A 20,087-nucleotide genomic window follows, 5' to 3' on the forward strand; every position below is an offset into this window, starting at 1 on the left:
AGACGGGATAATAACCGATTGCCTTTGTACACCCCTCTCTAAACGGGGCCGCCGGCACCGAATTACCTTTGGTTTCAACTCACAACGCACCATGTCACTGACACCTACCGACATCGCCCGGATCGCCAATCTGGCACGCCTGGAACTTGCCCCCACCGAAAGTGAGCGCATGCTGACACAGATGAATGGCTTTTTTGACATCGTGGAACAAATGCGCGCCGTGGATACGACCGGCATTGAGCCTTTGGCGCACCCCGTGGTCGCCCTGACGGATTTTGCGCTGCGCCTGCGCGAGGACGTGGCCAGCGAGTCCAACCAGCGCGAAGCCAACCAGCAGAGCGCCCCAGCCGTAGAGAACGGGCTGTTTCTGGTCCCCAAGGTGATCGAATAATTTTTTGAGCAGACGATGACGCAATCCCAATCCACCGCTTCGCACGCACTGCACGACCACAGCGTGCACGACCTGATCCAAGCCCTGCGCGACAAAAAAGTGTCCGCTGTTGAGCTGGCCCAGCACTTCCTGGCCCGCAGTGCCGCCCACACCGACCTCGGCGCCTTTGTCGCTGTCGATGCCGACACCACGCTGGCCCAGGCCCGCGCCGCCGATGCCCGCATAGCCAATGGCACGGCCGGTTCGCTGGAAGGCCTGCCGATAGCGCACAAGGACATCTTTGTGACCAAGGACTTTGTCACCACCGCCGGTTCGCGCATGCTGAAGACTTACCGTTCGCCATTTGACGCGACCGTGGTCGCCAAGCTGGCCGCGCAAGGGGTGGTCACATTGGGCAAACTGAACTGTGATGAGTTCGCGATGGGCTCCAGCAACGAGAACTCAGCCATTCAGGCGGTCAGCCATGCACAGGTTGAGCCGGTGCGCAACCCCTGGGATACCTCGCGCATTCCAGGCGGCTCGTCGGGCGGCAGCGCGACGGCGGTGGCAGCACGCCTGGCTCCCGCGGCTACGGGCACCGACACCGGCGGATCCATCCGCCAGCCCGCTTCGTTCTGCGGTATCACTGGCATCAAGCCAACCTATGGCCGCGCGTCGCGATACGGCATGGTGGCTTTTGCGTCCAGCTTGGACCAAGCCGGGCCCATGGCACGTTCAGCACAGGATTGCGCGTTGTTGTTGTCTGCGATGTGCGGCCCGGACTTGGACCGCGACTCGACGTCTATCGATGTGCCGGCCGAAGACTATTCGCTGAAGCTGAACGACTCCATAGAAGGCCTGCGCATTGGCATTCCCAAAGAGTTTTTTGGTGACGGTCTATCTGCTGATGTGCGCACCGCCATTGACACCGCGCTCAAGGAATACGAGAAGCTGGGCGCCAAGCTGGTGCCCATCACGCTGCCGCGCACCGAGCTGTCCATCCCGGTTTACTACATCATCGCGCCAGCCGAAGCCAGCTCGAACCTGAGCCGCTTTGACGGTGTGAAGTTCGGCCACCGCGCCAACAAGTTCACCGATCTGGCCGACATGTACAAGAAAACCCGCGCCGAAGGTTTTGGTGATGAGGTCAAGCGCCGCATCATGATCGGCACCTATGTGCTGTCCCACGGCTACTACGACGCCTACTACCTGCAAGCGCAAAAAATCCGTCGCATGATTGCTGACGATTTCCAGAATGCGTTCAAGGATTGCGACGTCATTGCCGGTCCTGTCGCCCCCACCGTGGCATGGAAGATCGGCGAAAAGTCTGACGACCCCGTTGCCAACTATCTGGCCGACATCTTCACACTGCCCGGCTCTTTGGCAGGTTTGCCCGGCATGAGCATTCCGGTCGGCTTTGGCGCTGGTGGCATGCCGGTCGGCATGCAATTGCTCGGTAACTATTTCCAGGAAGCACGCCTGCTCAACGCGGCGCACCGCTTCCAGCAAGCCACCGATTTCCACACCGCCCGCCCCGCAGGATTTTGAAATGAGCAGCGAGACCGTGAACACATTTGAAGCACAACAACAGGGCCGCCCGACCGGCCCGCTGGTGTCGGGGTACGAAGTCATCATCGGCTTCGAGACCCACGCCCAGTTGTCGACGACCAGCAAGATCTTCAGCCGCGCCGCCACAGCGTTTGGCGCCGAGCCCAATACGCAAGCCTGCGCCGTGGACCTGGCCCTGCCCGGCACGCTGCCGGTCATGAACAAAGGCGCCGTGCAACGCGCCATCGAATTCGGTCTGGCGATTGGCTCCCACATTGCGCCCAAGAGCATTTTTGCGCGCAAAAACTATTTCTACCCCGACCTGCCCAAGGGCTACCAGATCAGCCAGTTCGAGATCCCGGTCGTGCAAGGCGGCGCGGTCGAGTTCTTCATGCCCGAAGTCAAAGGCGTGGCCGAGAAGAAGACCGTGCGCCTGGTGCGCGCGCACCTGGAAGAAGATGCCGGCAAGTCGCTGCACGAAGACTTCATTGGCCAGACCGGTATCGACCTGAACCGTGCCGGCACACCGCTCTTGGAAATCGTCACCGAGCCCGACATGCGCTCCAGTGCGGAGGCCGTGGCCTACGCCAAAGAACTGCACAAGATAGTGACCTGGATCGGCATTTGCGACGGCAATATGCAAGAGGGCTCATTCCGCTGCGACGCCAACGTGTCAGTGCGCAAACCCGGCCAACCCCTGGGCACGCGGCGCGAGATCAAGAACCTGAACAGCTTCAAGTTCATGCAGCAGGCCATTGATTACGAGGTGCGCTGGCAGATCGATCAAATTGAGGATGGACACACAATCGAACAGGCCACGGTGCTTTTCAATCCAGACACCGGCGAGACCCGTGCGATGCGCACTAAGGAAGATGCGGCGGACTACCGCTACTTCCCGGACCCAGATTTACCACCGCTATATATTTCGGAGCAGTGGATTAAGGAAATACGAGGGCAAATGGCCGAATTGCCGCGCGTGATGTCCGAGCGCTTTGTTCGGGAATACGGCTTGCCAGAATACGACGCGACGCAGCTCACGCAGAGCAAGCCGATAGCCAGCTACTTTGAAAACGCCGCCAAGGCCAGTGGCCAGGCCAAGCTGGCCAGCAACTGGATCATGGGTGAGGTATCGCGCCGCCTGAACGCCCAAGACCTGGCCATCGAAAGCGCTCCGGTCAAAGCTGCGCAATTGGCAGCGTTGATTGGCCGCATTGCCGACAGCACGGTTTCGAACAACGCCGCCAAGCAAGTTTTTGAAGCGCTATGGTCCGGCGAAGGCTCCGACGTGGACGCCATCATCGAAGCCAAGGGCCTCAAACAGATGAACGACACCGGCGCCCTAGAAGCCATCGTCGACGATGTCATAGCCGCCAACGCCAAAAACGTCACCGAGTTCAAAGCCGGTAACGACAAAGCACTTAACGCGCTGGTCGGGCAGATCATGAAGGCCAGCAAGGGCAAGGCCAATCCGCAACAAGTCAATGACCTGCTGCGCAGCAAGCTCGCTTAATTCTTAGCCGGCGCATTCAGCGCCCAGAGTTGGCGCAGGCGCACCAGTTCGTCGTCGAAGCGCTCGTTGACACGCTTGATTTCGCCGTCCTGCTCACCGATGAAGCGCCGCTGCACCGTCTGGCTCTGGATGTTTTCATCTTGCTGTCGGCGCAGATAGGCCGGCGCTTTGGAGGGGTCCTTTTTGTAGAACTCCATTTCCTCATCAATCGCCACGCGCTGCTTAACCAACTCTTCCAGGCGGGTTTTCGCCGCTTGGATCACGACGCCAATTTGCACCAGCGCCTGCGCGCGTTCCTGGTCATGCACCGCCCGGGTCGGATACCGTGTCAACAGCGCGCGGTCTCGCCGCTTTTCATCCACACTGCGGTTGCGCTCTTCGATTTCCCGCTTTTCCTTGGCTTCCTGGTCTGCGCGTTCTTTGGCGGTGAGCGTGGGGCCGAGTTTTTCTTTGACCGTGCCGCTGGGGTTCAGTATCTTTTGTTCGCGGTCGGTGCATTCGGGAATGGGTCGGTCAGCCGTCAGCTTCCGACCCTTGGCGTCCACGCAGGTGTAGACACCCGGAGTGATCTGCCCCCACGCGCTGGCGCTGGCCCATACCACGCCTGCGGCTAACAGCAACCCCTTCTTGCACATCGTCATGTTCATCCTTCGTCTACACCGTACCGCTCCCGGTAGGCCTGCACTTGTTGGTGCGCCTGAGCCAAACCTGCGCCGCTGTGACCAGCCAGATACTGCATCAAATCGCCCAGCTTCGCAATCGAGCAAACCTGTAGCCCCAATTGGCGCTGCACGAATTGCACCGCGCTGTAGGGCACGTCCTGGCCGTTTTCAGTGGCCTTCTCCTGCCGGTCCAGCGCAATCATCACTGCATGCGGTGTGGCGCCGGCGGCCTGAATGATGGCGATCGATTCGCGGGTAGCGGTACCGGCCGACATCACATCATCCACAATTAAAACGCGCCCCCTCAATGGCGCGCCGACAAGAGTGCCGCCCTCACCGTGGTCTTTCGCTTCTTTGCGGTTGTACGCGAAGGGAACGTTGCGCCCGAGGCGGGCTAGCTCGACCGACAGCGCGGCTCCGAGTGGAATACCTTTGTAGGCAGGGCCAAAAACCATGTCGAATTCAATGCCACTGGCCAGCAGGCGCTGGGCATAGAATCCAGCCAAACGCCCCAGTTTGGCCCCATCGTCAAACAGGCCTGCGTTGAAGAAGTAAGGGCTCAGGCGGCCGGCCTTGGTTTTGAATTCGCCAAACCGCAGCACCCCGCACTCCACTGCAAACTGCACAAACTCTTGGGCCAATGGGTCGTGATTTGCCATGAAAAATTCCTTGTTTAAATTAACCAGCCTCAACCTCAATGGCATCCGCTCGGCCACCAGCAAGGGGCTGGAGGCGTGGCTGCACCAGGCCGCGCCTGATTGTATTTGTGTGCAGGAGGTCAAGGCCCAGGCGGCGGACGTGAAAGACAAGTTCGAATCCCTGGGCGGACTCAAGGGCTACTTCCATTTTGCCGAGAAGAAGGGTTACTCGGGTGTAGCCGCCTACACGCGGCTGGAGCCCAGCGATGTGGTCATCGGCTTTGACGGCGGCGAGTTCGACGGCGAGGGCCGCTATGTAGAGTTACGCTTTGACACACCTTCGCGCAAACATTCCATCATCAGCGCGTACTTTCCCAGCGGCTCGTCGGGCGAAGAGCGACAGCAGGCCAAGTTCCGCTTTCTGGGTGCGATGTACCCGCACCTGCAGGCGCTTAAAAGCCAGCGTGACTTCATCCTGTGCGGCGACATCAACATCGCCCACAAGGAGGCCGACCTGAAAAACTGGCGCAGCAACCAGAAGAACAGCGGCTTCACACCCGAAGAGCGCGCCTGGGTGACCAAGCTGACGACCGAGGGCGGCATTGTCGATGTCTACCGCCAGCTGGAACCCGACACCACGGACGCCTGCTACACATGGTGGAGCAACCGCGGCCAGGCCTATGCCAACAACGTAGGCTGGCGGCTGGATTACCACCTGGCAACCCCTGCTCTGGCAGCGGGTGCGCGCACGGTGGACATTTACAAACACGAGAAGTTTTCCGACCACGCGCCGATCACCATCGGCTACGACTGGGGCTAAGGCTAGCGCTGGCGCAAGCGCTCTGCCGGGAAGGCGATGTTGCGCTCCACCCAGGTGCGCAGCCGCAACGCGGTGGCGTCTTTTTGCTTGGACAGGTGGGCGATCAGCGCATCATCGCGCATGTGCAACTGCGCCGGCCTGCCCATCATTTCCACACGCTCCGGGTAGGTCACCGCCAATTGGCGGGTGTTGAGTGGCGCGCCAAGCGCCAATTGCACATCGGTTAGTCGGACCCAGCGCCAGTCCTCCTCATCCTCCAGCATGTGCACCGTCGTTCCCTTGACCACGTAGTGCTGACCGTGCACGGGCAGCCACACCATGGACCGTGCAACCTGGCGCAGGCTCGCTACCAAATTGATGAGCGGCCGGGCTATCAGTGCGCCGTAGAGCGGAGATGCAAACAGGACGGTCCACTTATCTGTCCAGTAGGCCAGCAGGGCGTAGCACGCTGTGCATAGGGCGATCTGAACGAATGGAAAGCCCAGCCATTGCTTGACCATGCAACTCTACCGGCGGCGCGCCCGCTCATACAGCGGCATGACCTTGGGCAGGTTGGCCTGTATTTCGGCGATGCGGGAAGAGCCCGACGGGTGGGTGGACAGCCACTGCGGCGGCGCGCCCTTGTTGGCCGCGCTCATCTTTTGCCACAAGGTCACGCCCGCACGTGGGTCGAAGCCGGCGCGGGCCGCCAACTCCATGCCGACCAGGTCAGCCTCCGACTCGTCCTCGCGGCTGAATTCCAGCGTCAGCAAGTTCGCGCCGCCACGGGCCACGCCGTCTGTGATGCGGGAGTCTATGCCGAAATAGCTTGAAGCCACGGACCCGAGAATTCTGGCAGCGATGTTTGTCGTTGCACTCTTGCCCATGCGCTCCCGCGCGTGCTCCCGCAGGGCGTGGGCGACTTCGTGGCCCATTACCATGGCAACCTCGTCATCCGTCAACTGCAGTTTTTCCAGAATGCCGGTGTAAAACACCACCTTGCCGCCGGGCATGCAAAAGGCGTTGATCTGGCTGGAGCCGATCAGATTGACATCCCACTGCCAATTGCGGGCGCGGGGGTTCCACTCCAGCGCAAACGGAATAATGCGCTTGCCAATGGTGCGCAGGCGCTGCAGTTGGGGATGGTTCTGCGGGGCCAGCGCTTTTTTGCTGTCCGCCTGGGCCAGCAACTGCGCATATTGCTGCGCAGCAGCCTGCTCCACCTGTTCTGCCGGCACAAGTTTGCTGAACGCAGAGTTGCCACCCACGTCCACCCCTTCGCGCGCGTAGGCGCAGGGCATGCCGAGGACAAGGCCCACGGTTAAGGCAGCAGCCCGCATTGAAGGGCCAGCCAAGCATTTGGTACGAATTTTCATAGCGGTATTATTCCTCCATGACCACCCCACAGCTTACTACCCCGCCATTGGCCTGCAAGATCCAATGGATTGGTACCTTAACAGCCACTTTTCGATGACCGAAGCGACCCCCACACCTGTGCGCCGCAAACGCTCCGCGCTTGAAGTGCTGCGCGAGCTCAGGCAGCCCAAGGTCGCAGTGATGCTCGCGCTGGGTTTTGCCTCGGGGCTGCCCTTTCTGCTAACTGCCAATACCTTCGGCTACTGGCTGCGGGACGACGGCACGAGCCTGGTCGCTATCGGGTTTATCTCGTGGGTGGGCTTTGCGTACGCCTTCAAGGTGTACTGGTCCCCGCTGGTCGACCGCATCGACGTGCCGCTGCTGGGCCGCCTGGGTCGTCGCCGGGGCTGGATGCTGCTGTGCCAGATTCTGGTCACGTTCGGGATACTGGGCATGGCCACTGTGGGCACAGCGGGCGGGCTGGTGGCTATCGGCGCGTTTGCATTGTTGACGGCCTTCGCCTCGGCGACGCAAGACATTGCCATCGACGCCTGGCGCATCGAATCGGCCGCTGACGCTGACGAAGTGGGCTTGATGACCTCTGCCGCCCAGGTTGGCTATCGCATCGCGCTGCTGGTCACCGATGCATTGATCATTGCGGCGGCCGCGCGTGTAGGCTGGTCTATGTCCTACGTCGGCATGGCGTTTCTGATGGCGTTGTGCACGGTTGCGACCCTGTTCGCCTCAGAGCCGACACGCGCCGATGTGGTGCTGCACCAAAAGCCACCGCTGTGGACGCTGCGCGGCCTGGGTGACGCCATCGTCGGCCCCTTCGTCGACTTCTTTGCCAAACACAAGGTGGCCGGGCTCGTCATGCTGCTGATGGTGGCGCTGTACCGCCTGCCCGACTTCATCATGGGGCCGATGTACAACCCGTATTACCACGACCTGGGGATATCCAAGGACACGGTGGCCTGGGTGCGCGGCACCTTTGGCCTGGGCGCCACCTTTTTCGGGATTGCGGCGGCAGGCATCAGCGCAGTGCGGCTGGGCTTGCTGCCGACCTTGGTCATAGGGCTGGTGCTCGAAGGCTTGGGCACGGCCGGGTTCGCGCTGCTCAGCGTCAATGCCGACCCGGCTGTGTTCGCTGCAGTGATGGCGCTCGACACGTTTGCCCAGTGTTTCGCCGGCGTGGCGCTGGTAACGTATATGTCGAGCCTGACCAGCCTGGGCTACACCGCCACGCAGTACGCAATGCTGTCATCGACCTACGCGTTGCTCGGCAAATTTCTGAAGGGCTTCTCCGGGAAAGCGGTGGAGGCACTTGTCCCCACGCACGGGCTACTGGATGCGTACGCCACGGCATTCATCGCCACGGCGCTGACTGCAATTCCACCTCTCTTGCTGCTGCTCGTGCTGTGGCGCATGCAACGGCCTACCCGCTAAGCAAGTCGTTCGGCCTCTGGGGTAGCCCCCGGCCGTTAGAGTTCGGCGTGGCTATTATCAAGAGGTAAATCAGGCTCTAGCCCTCGTGGGATGGGCGTAAGCAGCTCCTGATTTGGTAGCATTCTTGTGTCAAGCGATCCCCCGTAAAAACAGCTGGACGCGGCCTGCCTTCGTTTACCAAACTTTACAGCCGCTTCAGACCCGGCGCACACGCTCGGGGGCAGCCCGGTCTAGACTCGGGGGCATGAGCCAACACTTGCTGATGATTGAAGACGACGCCCGACTGGCAGCTATGGTGGCGCAGTATCTGGAGCAGTCCGGTTTTGTGGTCAGCATTGCCGGCGATGGCGCGACGGGGCTGGCCCAACTCAACCACCCGAGCAAGGGCGTGGCGACCGATCTGGTGATACTGGATGTGATGCTGCCCGACATGGATGGCCTGGAGGTCTGCCGCCGTATTCGCTCCCTGCCGTCCAGCCTGGCCCAGGTGCCAGTGCTGATGCTGACAGCCAAGGGCGACGCCATGGACCGCATCATCGGCCTGGAAATCGGCGCCGATGACTACCTTCCCAAACCGTTTGAACCGCGTGAATTGCTGGCCCGTATCCGCGCTGTATTACGCCGTCGCGTCGAAGGACCCGCCACCGACCAGCTGACACTGCGCTTTGGCACGCTGGAGATCGACCGCGACGCACGGCGCGTTTGCGTTGGCGGTGCGCTGTGCGAGTTGACGTCGTACCAGTTTGACCTGCTGGTCGCGCTGGCTGAGCGTGCCGGACGGGTCCTGACGCGCGACCAGATCATGGAAGCCGTGCGCGGCCGCGAACTGGATGCCTTTGACCGCTCCATTGACGTGCATATGGGCCGCATCCGCGCTGCGATCGAAGTCGACCCCAAGAATCCCAAGCGCATCTTGACGGTACGCGGGGTCGGCTACGTATTTGCCCGCCAGCAAGACTGATGAACCGACTCTATCTGCGCATCTGGCTTGCGGTCGTCCTGGCTGTAGCCGTTTTAACGCTGCTGGTCGGATGGGCTTGGCGCATGGCCACAGACCCACCGCTGCGCGAAGTGGTAGCACGCAACGAAGTAGGCGAAATCATCGGACGTGGCCAGGCGCGCCTGGGGCGACCCTCAGGGGCCCCAAGATGGGCGCTGCCACCGAAGGAGACCGGCACGGAACCGGGGCCCGATCGATTGCCGGAGGATGTCCACAGCAGTGAAGAGCATGCACCCGAACCGCGTGGACGCTACGGTGCGGGACCTGAATTTGACGTGCGCATGCAGGATGGCCAGGTCATCCACATGCACCTGCCCCGGCCCCCACGGTCCAACTGGCGTGCCCCGTTCGGCTTCTTTTGGACGCTGGGCCTGGTGGCGGTAGCGGTTGCGCTGGCTACCTACCCCATTGTTCGGCGTTTGACCCGCCGTCTGGAGGCTCTGCAGCACGGCGTGCAAAAGTGGGGAGACGGCGACCTGAGTGCCCGCGTGCCGGTGACTGGCGATGACGAGATCGGCTTCCTGGCGACCCGCTTCAACCATGCGGCCCAGCAAATCGAGGTTTTGGTGAACACCCGCGACGCGCTGCTGGCATCGCAAAAATCCTTGCTGGCCAATGCCTCGCACGAACTGCGCTCGCCACTGACGCGCATTCGCATGGGGCTGGAGTTCATGGTCGGCCCGCAAGACGCGGCCGGTGGCCGGGCCCGAGACGAAATTGCCCGCAACATCAGCGAGCTGGACCAGCTGATCGACGAAATTCTGCTGGCTAGCCGGCTGGATGCCCACGAGGCCGATCTGGGCACTGTGGAGCCGGTCGATCTGTTAGGGCTGGCCGCCGAAGAGTGCGCCCGTACCGGTGCGGCGCTGGAGACCGACGCCGCCCATGGCGAACTGGTAGTGCCCGGCGTCAGCAAGCTGCTGCGCCGCGCGGTTCGCAATTTGCTGGAAAACGCCGGGCGGTATGCCGGTGGCGAGACCACGCTGCACATGGGCGTGGATGGCACCGGGGTGTACATCCGGGTATGCGACAACGGCCCCGGTGTGCCAGAAGCATTCCAGACACGCATTTTTGAGCCTTTCTACCGCCTGCCGGGCGCGTCGGAGCGCGACGGCGGCGTTGGCCTGGGTCTGGCATTGGTGAAGTCCATTGCAGAGCGCCATGGTGGCGCCGTGTCGTGCAGCAACCGCCGCGAGGGAGGCGCTTGCTTCGAGATTCGCCTACCCAAGACCGAAACGTCCGCCCCATAGCGCGACCCTATCTGCGCTGCCGGGCAATTTGCAGATTTGCTTGCAAAACCCCATGAACAGGGGATACCCCGGATGGGGCATACCGCCTACAGTTGACCCCACTGCTGTCACAGCTCAGGCTCTAGCAAGGCAAAACCCGAAACAGGGTGGCCCTGAACGGATCCAACGACGTCCCTCTCGAGGGACTTTTACAAAGCCACCCTCGGGTGGCTTTTTTTTGTCCGCAACGGCAACCCAACGAGACCTGATGTTTGCTTAACGGACATCAGCGGAGGGCAGATCTGCGACGCGGCTGGATGCGTGGAAACCAGCGATAGTTTCATGAAGCAGCTTCACCGCGAGTCGCTCAGGTTGTGTCAGGTGTGGATTCCAGCAGTCCATCAACAGGACGATGCGGGGCGACTCGGCGTTGTTCCACGCCTCGTGTTGATAGGTGTCGTCAAACATCATCAACTCCCCCTCCTTCCAATGGTGGGCGCCATGGTTTGTGACGTTCAGCGCGCAGTGTGCCGGTACCACCAGCGGAAAGTGCATGACCAACCGCGTATTGGTCACGCCATAGTGCGGCATGATCTTGGTTCCAGGTGCCAAAACGGAAAAGCAGACCTCGGGGGCCTGGTCTTCAACCCGACACAAATCAATCGTTTCCAGCAAGCTGCTCGTAACGGGGCATCGCTGGTGATTTTCGTCGTAGCGTTTCCCATGTCGATAGAAGAAAAACGCCTCCCACGAGGGTTTTCCGCGCGAACTGGTCAAGTAGTCGTCTATCTTTGCGTCGGGCGTGAGTGATAGAAATGGCGGAAGCTCACCGTCCTGCTCCCAAACCTGCAGCGCTTCTGATCGGATCTGCGTAAATGCGCGCGTCAACGTGTGCGCCCATGGCTGTAAACGGGGATCGTGGTATGGCCCAGGGGGCAAGTCCGGAAAGTAGAAAAACTTTGGACGTTGATTAGTGTCTGAAGGAACACACTCGGTAAACCCCAAGTACCCGTCCAACGCGCGGTCTACCCTCTGCAGCGATTCGCTGCCAAACTCTTCGCGCACACTGTCATACGATGCAAAAAGCAATTCCCTCTGGCCAGCCTTCAATTCAGATACGGCGTGCGCAACAGCGGTTCGTAAATGCTCGGGTACGCCATCAGCGCTCATCCACTGCCGCTGATCATTTGCTTGTGTAATGGCCTGGTAACGGGCCTTTAACGCCGCCAGCGCACGGCCCTGCTGTGCCAAGAGCTCGCCAAGGAGTAACCATGCGTGGTACGCACCCGGATCGGAGGTGACCAGCTTTCGAAGCTGTTGTATTGCGCTATCTGTCTGGCCGTCCGCGGCCAAGGCGGATGCCAGTTCCAGCCGTATGGCGTGCGCGTCGGGTTGCCTTTCGCAGCAACGCGACAACCAATGTACTGCCCGACTAAAGTCTTCCCGATGCAGCGCCAGTTGGGCTAGTGCATGGCTCGGCTCGATCCGCTGAGGCCACTCTTTGTCGAGCGCCAACAAAAGGACCTCCGCCTGCAACTGCTGCCCGCTGCGGGCCAAATCAGATGCTCTGCGCATTCGTGCATCGAAGGGCGTCATCGCGTCCATTCTGCACCTGGTGAAAGCTTTTGCATCGAAGAATCCTTTGAATAGAAAAAGGCCCGACGAAGCCGTCGGGCCTTTCAAGAGCGATACCGCCCGGGGTTCAGTAGATTAGAACTTGTAGGTCGCGTTCATGTAAACCGTCCGGCCACGGGGATCGTAATAACGGCCGTCCCAGCCCACTTCCTGACCGCGGTTGGTTCCACCGAGGGCCAAGGTAAACGGAGGTTCACGATCAAACAGGTTGATCACACCTGCCGTTAGAGACAGGCTCTTGAACGGAACATACGTGGTTTGCCAATCAAAGGTCACAAAATTGGGCACACTGATACGGTACAGGGCATCCGAGTCACCCTTCGATGGACCGGACAAAATGTCGGGTGTAGCCTTTGCGTCCATGTAACCGGCCTTGAAGTTGGTCGTCAACGTATGGGTCCAGTTGTCGATTTCAAAGCTGTTAACCCAGTTGCCCTTCCATCGGAAGTTTACCGTTCCTGTTTCATCCGCATTGTTGATGCTGCTGAGGTATGGGCCGTCCTTTTGCTGCTGCGCATCCGCCCGCAGAGAATAGGAGAGGTTCAAGTTGGAATTCAGCTTACCGCCACCCACTTTGAAGCGAGAGAAGATGCCGAGGTCCAGGCCCGAGCTCATCGAATTTCCCTGATTTTCATTGGGAGCAATGAAAGCCAGCAGGCGCTTGCGGGTCGAAGGGTCCGTGAAGTCAGTGAAATACCGCGCGTAGGTGGGGTTTCCAGGGTTGGCAAACACCACCGCTTCGTTGATCTGGCCAATAACGTCAGAAATTTGGACAGCCCACAAATCGGCGCTCATGGATAGGCTGGATGACGCTTCCCAGAAGACACCCAGCGTGGCCTGCTTGGTCTTTTCTGGTTGCAGGTTAGGCGATCCAACCGCGTACTGATTGAACTGCGAACCGTCATCGCAGGTTACACCCAATCCGTTGGCGATCTTCTGCAAAGCGTCGGCCGCTGGGGTACCCGAGCAGTTGTAGCTGGACGAAGTCGTACCAAAGTTTTGCTTAGGCGCGTTGATCTGAGCCAACGAAGGAGCGATATAACCGGTGCCAACCGAGCTGCGAATCAGCAACTCTTTTGTCGGCTGGAAGCGCATGGCAATCTTGCCATTGGTTGTGCTGCCAAAATCGTTGGTTTTGTCCCAACGCAACGATGTCGTGAACTCCAGCTGCTTGCTGATCGGGAAGTTCAGCTCGGTAAACAAACCTATCGTATCGCGGCTTGCCGTGTACGCAGGTTGAATGCCGGTATCGCCGAATCGTTGGTCAACACCAGTACCCACACAGGCCTTACCAGTGGCAGCGCAAGGCTGGCCGTCCACGTCGACGGCATAGGTCGTCCGTCCGCCAAGGATCTCTCCAGTCCTGGCGTCCAGCTTCTCCTTGTTGACGGTGGCACCTACGGCAAGCCCGATGGCTCCACCGGTGAGTGTGCCAATCTCTTTGGAAGCCTGCAGGTTCAGTGCATCAAATGTAGTAACGCCGCCATTCCAGTAGCCATCGATTTTCGATGCGTTCAGAGCCGCATTTCCAGCCGCGCTTTGCGCACCCAAAGGCAGGAACGGATCGAAGCCGCGCAGAGTTGCACTGGCAACGCCGCTGACGCTTGCGTAGCCGCCACCGAATGTATCTTTAGCGGTGTTTTGTGAGTGGACCAGCGACGTGGTGTAGTCCCAGCCCGCCAACGTACCTTCAAGTCCAACCACTGCATGAACGAGTTCTTGTTGGTTGATATCGGTGCGTTTGCCGAGTTCAGTAAAGCGCAGATTGGCATCGATGGAGTTCGGGTCGTAGTCGACCCCTTGCACCAACCCGGCCTTGTTTGCGATGGCAATGGCATGGTTCCATGCCACGGTACCGGGCTGAATAGCTAGCTCTCCAGGGGGCGCCGCGATGCGGGCTGTACTCTTGGTCTTGCCAAGCAATAGTTCGCTAAATAACTTGGTTCCTTGGCCCAGGTTGAAATCCATGGACGCGTAGGCGTTTTGGCGGTCACGCTCGGGATACACCTCGAGCTGGGAGGTGTAATCGTAGCGGCAGTTACTACCCGACTTGATCGTAAATTGTGGGCAAACACCGTTGTCCTGCAAGGCAGGGTTGATACGAGCAGCTAGGCTACCGGTGGAATCATAGAAATTGACATTAGCCGGAGCCGAACGCTTTGACGTTCCGTTGTTGGGTGCTACACCTATGGCGCGTCCTGTTTCGTCAACGCCGGAAACAATCCCCGTCTTGGAAAACTGGCGGTCGGTTGCCTGCAGCGAATCACGCTTGTCTGCACTTAATGAGAATGTGAAGTTGTAGCCGTCGGTGTCGTAGTTACCAAATCCCTTGGTCAGGCTGATGCGCTGCTCTTTGGCGACGCCGCCTCTTGGAACTGACGCACCAGCCGTCAGGGCGAACTCAGTGGCCGAATGGCGGGTGATAATATTCACCACACCGGCGACCGCGTCGGCACCGTACAGCGCGGATGCGCCGTCGGTCAAAATTTCCAAGCGGTCGATGGCTGTGATAGGCAGCGTATTCAAGTCAACACCGTTCAGAGCACCGGTGACTGCCTGACCACCGGATTTGGCGATGCGGCGACCGTTTAACAGCACCAGGGTGCGGGTTTCACCAATGTCGTGAATAGAAACGCCGGAAAAGCCATAGGTCTGAGCGCCTACGCCGCTGGTTTCCGTCGTTGAGTTTTGCATCACCGGCATGCGCTGGAGAAGCTCCTGGGCGTTCGACGCGCCAGACTGTTCAATTTCTTTTCGGGTAACAACTTGCACGGGCAAAGCTGTTTCACCAGAGGCGCGCTTGATCGCCGATCCGGTCACTTCAACGCGCTGCAGTGCAGCGGCATCCTGTGCCATCACCGAACCCGGCGCAATTGCGAGGCCTCCAAATGCGAGCAAAAGCCCGGAACATAGCTTGGTATGTTTAAACATCGATTCTCCAATAAGTTGGGAGTCTCATTCCTCCCTGTCAATGGTTTGACGGCCTGCACATCTACGGTTTGGACAACTCGGTAAAGTCATATCCCCGCAATGGTGCAAGCCCACTTACAGTTTCACTAGTCGGTTGTACTGATGGGATCGAGTGAGCAAGAATCGAACCCACAAGCAAAAAAACTCCTGCAGGTCGATGTTAGAAACACCTGCATGCTTTTGTAAACAAGAGAGTCGGGAAACCTGTCTTTTTGTCACGTGACAGCAACGGTCTTAAGAGCATCGCGAACGATACATTTAGCAACATGTTCACGCTGTGGGTTACTTCGTGCGACGGGCCACTAACAGAACGCTCCGGTTGTTGTAATCAGCACGCCCTCGATACAAACTCTCGCCATGGAAAGCGCCGCGTTTACGCCGCACTTCGCATCATCAGTTGGCGCTCGAGTGCGACCGCGCAGCGCGATCCGCTAACTGAAAACCGGTGATCGTCTCAATAAGGCACTTTACCGCCAATCGCTCCACTGCGGTCAAGTATGGGTTCCAGCAATCCATTAGTAAGACGATGCGGGTTTCTTGTGAGCGATTCCAAGCTTCGTGCTGAAACGTATCGTCAAAGAGAACCGTTTTACCTTCTCGCCAGATGTGCTCCTGTCCCGTGCTGAAACGTAGTGCGCAGTTTTGCGGAACGACCAGTGGGAGATGCATCACGTACCGGACGTTGGTCACTCCGAAGTGCGGCAGTATGTGCGTGCCTGGCTTTAATACCGAAAAACAAATTTCCGGCGCCTGGTGCGCTATTTCACACAAGTCGATGGCGTCTATTAGCGCGCTGGTTTTCGGACAGCGGCGGTGATTGCCGTCGAATCGCTTGCCCCTCCGGTAGAAGAAAAAGGCCTCCCATGATGGGGTTTCCCCGTCACCCTGAAGGTAATCTTCCATTCGGGCTTTCTCTGAAAGCTCCAAAAAGTTTTGGAAACTACCGTCCTGCGTGAGGACCTGTAGCGCCTCATGCCGAATGGCTCCGAATTCCGCTTCAAGCGTTCGGGCCCAAGTGTGCAGATAGGGGCTATGCAGCGTCTGTTCGGGTAACCCTGGGAAGTAGAAAAATCTAGGTTTCTGGTGTTCACTCGTAGGCTTTACGTGCAATTCTTTAAGATACGCAGCGAGCGCGTAATCTACCCTGTCCAAGGCACCTGTCGGAGCTTGGTCTCGTACGTGCATATACGAACCAAAAAGGATTTCGCGCTTTCCATTTCTCACGCTGTCGAACGCATGGATGACTGCGTCCATTAAAGGCTCGGGCGTGGTTTCTTCGCTAAGCCACTGCCCGCTGCACTGCGCACGCACGACCGCCTCATAATTGGCGCGCAGCGCGGCCGCATGGTTCCCCATTGTCGTTTGCAGCTGTCCCAAAAGCAGCCAAGACATGGGGTGCTCTGGTGAGGACCGTAGTGCGCGCTCCAATACTTCTACTGCTGCACCATGTCGCGAATCTGCAGCCAATAGTGACGCGAGATCCAGGGAGAGTTGATGCGAGTGAGGATTTGCCCCGACAGCGTGTTGCAAACTTGCAAGCGCAGCAGCCCTTTCGCCGCCTGCCTCTGCGCCCAGTGCAAACTGCCGCGACAACTCCAGGTCACCGGGAAAATGCTTCAGCGCATCGGCAAGAATCGCCTGCGCTTGCTGCGCATGGCCTTGTTGCCGTAAATCGGCGGCAGCGCGTAACTGCATATGTTTCTCAATTGGTTCCACTACCCACACCCCTTATGGTCTTTTTCGAACACGCACATTGCAAATTGAATGCTCAAAAATGAAGGGGCCCGCCGACTGCTGTCGGCGGACCCCTAATGAGCCTAAATCACAACAATAAGCTAAGGATTAGAACTTGAAGCTTGCGTTTGCGTAAACCGTACGGCCGCGGGAATCGTAGTAACGATCATCGTAACCAAACTGCTGGCCGCGGTTGGAGCCGCTGGTCGAGATCGCCAAGGGCGGAGCCTTATCGAACACGTTGAGGACACCACCGGTGATCGACCACGACTTCGAAGGCGTCCACACAGTCTGCCAATCCCATGAGTAGTAGGCCTGAACATCGATACGCAACTTCTCAATGCTGACCACGTTGCCGCTTGCATCCAGGAGTTCAGCGTTGGACGAACGGTCGGTATAACCAGACTTGAAGTTGGCGACCAACGTATGGGCCCAGCTACCGGACTTCAATGTTGTAGCCAAACGCCCTTTGGTCCTGAAGGAAACAGTTCCCACGTTGTCGCTGAAATCCGCCAGCGACGAATAGTACGGACCGTTGATTTCCTGTTGGCTTTCGTCACGCAACATGTGGGTCAAAGTCAGGTTCGACGACAGGTCTCCAAACATCGTTTTGGTACGGCCTGTAATGTCAAAATCAACACCGGTTGAGTACGAGTTACCCAGGTTCGTGTTCAATGCCTTGAACGCCAGGTAGTTTTTGCCTGTTCCGATGTCAACCTTGCTTCCCCACGACTTTGGATAAGCCGTTGGGTTGCCAAAAACCAACTGCTCGGTCAGCTGACCAAAAGAATCAGTAATGGCAACGTGCCAGATATCGGCACCAAATGTCCAAGTACGGCTTGGTTCGAAGCGGAAGCCAACCGTTGCTTGCTTAGATTTTTCCGGCAACAGATCGGGGTTACCACCGGCCAATTGGTCGTACTGGCGGTTACCGGGCTGGCAAACTGCGCCCTGTGCGGCAGCCACGGCTGCCAGCCCTGGGCTGCAAGTGTACTTATCGCTGGTGACCCCATAGTCGCGCAACAACGCATTGACCTGGGGAACGGTTGGTGCATGGAAACCTGTGCCAACAGAGCCGCGAACCAAGAATTCTGGGCTCGGGGTCCAACGGAAACTAGTTTTGGCCGTAGTAGCGCTTCCAAAGTCGGAATACCGGTCGTAGCGCAACGCAGCACCCAACTCCAATTGCTTGGTGACGGGCAAAACCAACTCACCAAAGGCACCCGCAGAATTGCGGCCTGCGGAGTAAGGCTTCTGCGACGATGAATCACCAAATCTCTGGTCGCACTTCACACCATTACACAAAGTCCCAGCGACGGGGTCAGCCAAGGCGCCCTGGGCAAAGAGACTGGGCTTTGCTTCGAAATCTTCCTTGTTGAAGTTGATACCAGCGCCCAATTGGATAGCGCCGCCGTCCAAATTGCCAATGGATCTCGATCCATTAAGAGCCAACGACATCAGTTTGGAAACACCGCCATCCCAATAGCCGTTGTACGACGTCGAGTCAATTGCAGTTTGGGCAGCGGTAGATTGTTGACCTGGTCCCACAAATGGGTCCAGCAATCCACTGCTTCGCAAACGCTTTACCGCCAGCGCACCGGGATAGCCGGAAATGCTTCCTCTCACATCACTGGTAGAGCTGCTGATGCTGGCGTTATAATCCCAACCCAACACTTCACCCTTAGATCCCAGCACGACATTGCTGAATTCTGCTATGTCGTTGCTTGCGCGCTTGCCGAGGTCATACAAGCGGTAGAACGCCAGACTGTCCTGTGTGATGCCAAGTGGAAGCAAGTACTTGTCGTGCAACGGAGTGCCAGCAGGAATACTGATAGAACCAGGTACCGGAGCAATACGAGAAATCTGATTGGTGCGCGAGAACAAAAGATCAGCATAGAGCTCTTGTGCACCTGCATTTGCGACTGCAGAAATTACCAAGTTATCGCGCTTGCGCTCTGGGTAGATTTCCAGTTCGCCCACGAAGTCGAAGCCGCAGTAATCATCGACCAATCCGGTGCCATCGTTGTAAGGCTCGGTCACGCGGAAAGTCTTCGTCGGGCATGCCCCGGTGCGCTTCAACGCCGGGCTAATGAGCTGGCCATTGTCGTCAGTCACGTTTGCGGGAATGGGACTGGCAGAGAATTGCTGCTTGCGATACGACTTGCCGTTGTAAACAAATTGGATCTTTCCAGTGTTTGCAAAGTTACGGTCCGTAGCAAACAATTGTTTGCGCTCATCGTGACCCACGGTGACGCCGACACTGAAATTGTCTTTTTCTAAATTTCCGAAACCAATAGAAGCGCTGATTCGCTTTTCCTGCCCGCCGCCTTGGGGATTGGAGAAGCCAATGGTCACGTCGCCATCATTGAAATTCTTGCGGGTAATAAAGTTCACTACACCGGCCATGGCGTCTGCACCGTACAACGCTGAGGCGCCATCCGTCAGAAATTCGACCCGCTCAATGGCGGATAAGGGGATTGCATTGACGTCAAATCCAGCAGCGTAGCCAGTCAACGTCTGGCCACCAAACTGCGCCATGCGCTTGCCGTTCAGCAAGACTAGTGTTCGTGTTTCGCCAATGTTGTGGATGGAGATGCCGGTGAATCCATAACTATTTCCGCCCACAGAACCCGACTCTACCGAACCGCCCTGGACAGAGGAGATGCGCTGGATAAGATCCGCCGCGGACGTAACTCCTGAGGCTTTGATATCTTCCGCTTTCATCACAACAACCGGCAGGGCGCCTTCGGCATTGATGCGTTTGATGGAGGACCCTGTTACTTCGACCCGTTGGAGTTCAGAACTAGCTTGAGCGAATGCTGAGCTGCCGGCCAATACAACCGCGGTGGCACCACAGGCTATGAGAACCGAACGCGCTAGTACGCTGCGTCGGAATTTGGGAGTTGTGTGACTCATGAATTCTCCAATTGATTAAAAATCTGACCGCCCTACCAGGCAGCCCCACTTATAGTTTCATCAGTCAAGTTTGCTGATGGGATCGACACAGCAAGAATCGAACCCGCCCACAAAATAACTTCCGTACAAGCATAGTAAAAAGGCGCCTAAGCCTTGTAAATAAGGGATTTCAGCAAAAGTAACCATACTGTTACATCGGTACAACGGAAACAAATAAATAGCTCTCCCCAGGGGCTACGCCCTCGACAACGCTCAGTTTTCCACTGTCTCTCAC

General features: G+C 58.3%; 15 protein-coding genes. 7 read left to right on the forward strand and 8 right to left on the reverse strand.

The features are described from left to right. Positions 1-91 precede the first annotated feature (91 nt). Genes gatC through gatB form a run of 3 tightly spaced genes read left to right on the forward strand, consistent with a single transcriptional unit; the run spans position 92 to position 3,428 of the window. Positions 92-391, forward strand: coding sequence for an Asp-tRNA(Asn)/Glu-tRNA(Gln) amidotransferase subunit GatC (gene gatC / locus AC097P_RS02750; RefSeq protein ID WP_479608824.1), 300 nt, complete (start codon positions 92-94; stop codon positions 389-391). 15 nt (positions 392-406) lie between these two features. After that, complete coding sequence (gene gatA, locus AC097P_RS02755) at positions 407-1,918, forward strand: Asp-tRNA(Asn)/Glu-tRNA(Gln) amidotransferase subunit GatA (RefSeq protein WP_479608825.1); 1,512 nt, start codon at positions 407-409, stop codon at positions 1,916-1,918. 1 nt (position 1,919) lies between these two features. Then, positions 1,920-3,428 (forward strand): Asp-tRNA(Asn)/Glu-tRNA(Gln) amidotransferase subunit GatB, encoded by a 1,509-nt coding sequence (gene gatB, locus AC097P_RS02760; protein WP_479608826.1) that lies wholly within the window; start codon positions 1,920-1,922, stop codon positions 3,426-3,428. Here gatB and AC097P_RS02765 read toward each other — a convergent pair. Both AC097P_RS02765 and pyrE read right to left on the reverse strand, forming a co-directional pair. Then, a complete protein-coding gene (locus AC097P_RS02765; protein WP_479608827.1) occupies positions 3,425-4,069 on the reverse strand; it encodes a DUF4124 domain-containing protein in 645 nt (214 codons plus the stop codon). The genes gatB and AC097P_RS02765 overlap by 4 nt on opposite strands. A 2-nt stretch (positions 4,070-4,071) precedes the next feature. Beyond that, on the reverse strand, positions 4,072-4,749 hold the full coding sequence (pyrE, locus tag AC097P_RS02770; protein WP_479608828.1) for an orotate phosphoribosyltransferase: 678 nt from the start codon (positions 4,747-4,749) through the stop codon (positions 4,072-4,074). A gap of 10 nt (positions 4,750-4,759) precedes the next feature. Here pyrE and AC097P_RS02775 point away from each other — a divergent pair, with 10 nt between their 5' ends. After that, complete coding sequence (locus AC097P_RS02775; protein WP_479609458.1) at positions 4,760-5,548, forward strand: exodeoxyribonuclease III; 789 nt, start codon at positions 4,760-4,762, stop codon at positions 5,546-5,548. A 2-nt stretch (positions 5,549-5,550) separates the two neighbouring features. On the opposite strand, the gene AC097P_RS02780 is transcribed toward AC097P_RS02775, so the two are convergent. Next, positions 5,551-6,048 (reverse strand): hypothetical protein, encoded by a 498-nt coding sequence (locus AC097P_RS02780; RefSeq protein WP_479608829.1) that lies wholly within the window; start codon positions 6,046-6,048, stop codon positions 5,551-5,553. Positions 6,049-6,054: 6 nt separating this feature from the next. Further along, positions 6,055-6,828, reverse strand: coding sequence for a M48 family metallopeptidase (locus AC097P_RS02785; protein WP_479609459.1), 774 nt, complete (start codon positions 6,826-6,828; stop codon positions 6,055-6,057). 139 nt (positions 6,829-6,967) lie between these two features. Between AC097P_RS02785 and AC097P_RS02790 the strand changes: the two genes are divergently transcribed. From AC097P_RS02790 to AC097P_RS02800, 3 genes are all read left to right on the forward strand, one after another. Then, the gene (locus AC097P_RS02790) at positions 6,968-8,329 is read left to right on the forward strand and encodes an AmpG family muropeptide MFS transporter (protein ID WP_479608830.1); all 1,362 of its coding nucleotides are present in this window, start codon (positions 6,968-6,970) and stop codon (positions 8,327-8,329) included. 244 nt (positions 8,330-8,573) lie between these two features. Next, complete coding sequence (locus AC097P_RS02795; protein WP_479608831.1) at positions 8,574-9,290, forward strand: response regulator; 717 nt, start codon at positions 8,574-8,576, stop codon at positions 9,288-9,290. After that, entirely contained in the window at positions 9,290-10,579 is a 1,290-nt protein-coding gene (locus AC097P_RS02800) for a sensor histidine kinase (RefSeq protein WP_479608832.1), read from the forward strand. Before AC097P_RS02795 ends, AC097P_RS02800 begins: the two co-directional genes overlap by 1 nt. A 255-nt stretch (positions 10,580-10,834) precedes the next feature. Here the strand turns inward: AC097P_RS02800 and AC097P_RS02805 are convergent, their stop codons facing one another. The 4 genes from AC097P_RS02805 to AC097P_RS02820 all read right to left on the reverse strand — a co-directional run bounded on the left by AC097P_RS02805 (position 10,835) and on the right by AC097P_RS02820 (position 19,813). After that, complete coding sequence (locus AC097P_RS02805; RefSeq protein ID WP_479608833.1) at positions 10,835-12,163, reverse strand: aspartyl/asparaginyl beta-hydroxylase domain-containing protein; 1,329 nt, start codon at positions 12,161-12,163, stop codon at positions 10,835-10,837. Positions 12,164-12,268: 105 nt separating this feature from the next. Beyond that, positions 12,269-15,124, reverse strand: a complete 2,856-nt coding sequence (locus AC097P_RS02810; protein WP_479608834.1) for a TonB-dependent receptor plug domain-containing protein — start codon at positions 15,122-15,124, stop codon at positions 12,269-12,271. Positions 15,125-15,556: 432 nt separating this feature from the next. Next, a complete protein-coding gene (locus AC097P_RS02815) occupies positions 15,557-16,858 on the reverse strand; it encodes an aspartyl/asparaginyl beta-hydroxylase domain-containing protein (RefSeq protein WP_479608835.1) in 1,302 nt (433 codons plus the stop codon). 147 nt (positions 16,859-17,005) lie between these two features. Beyond that, positions 17,006-19,813 (reverse strand): TonB-dependent receptor plug domain-containing protein, encoded by a 2,808-nt coding sequence (locus tag AC097P_RS02820; protein ID WP_479608836.1) that lies wholly within the window; start codon positions 19,811-19,813, stop codon positions 17,006-17,008. Between the last annotated feature and the right edge of the window lie 274 nt (positions 19,814-20,087).

Source organism: Rhodoferax sp. ZS1R8, assembly GCF_056521325.1.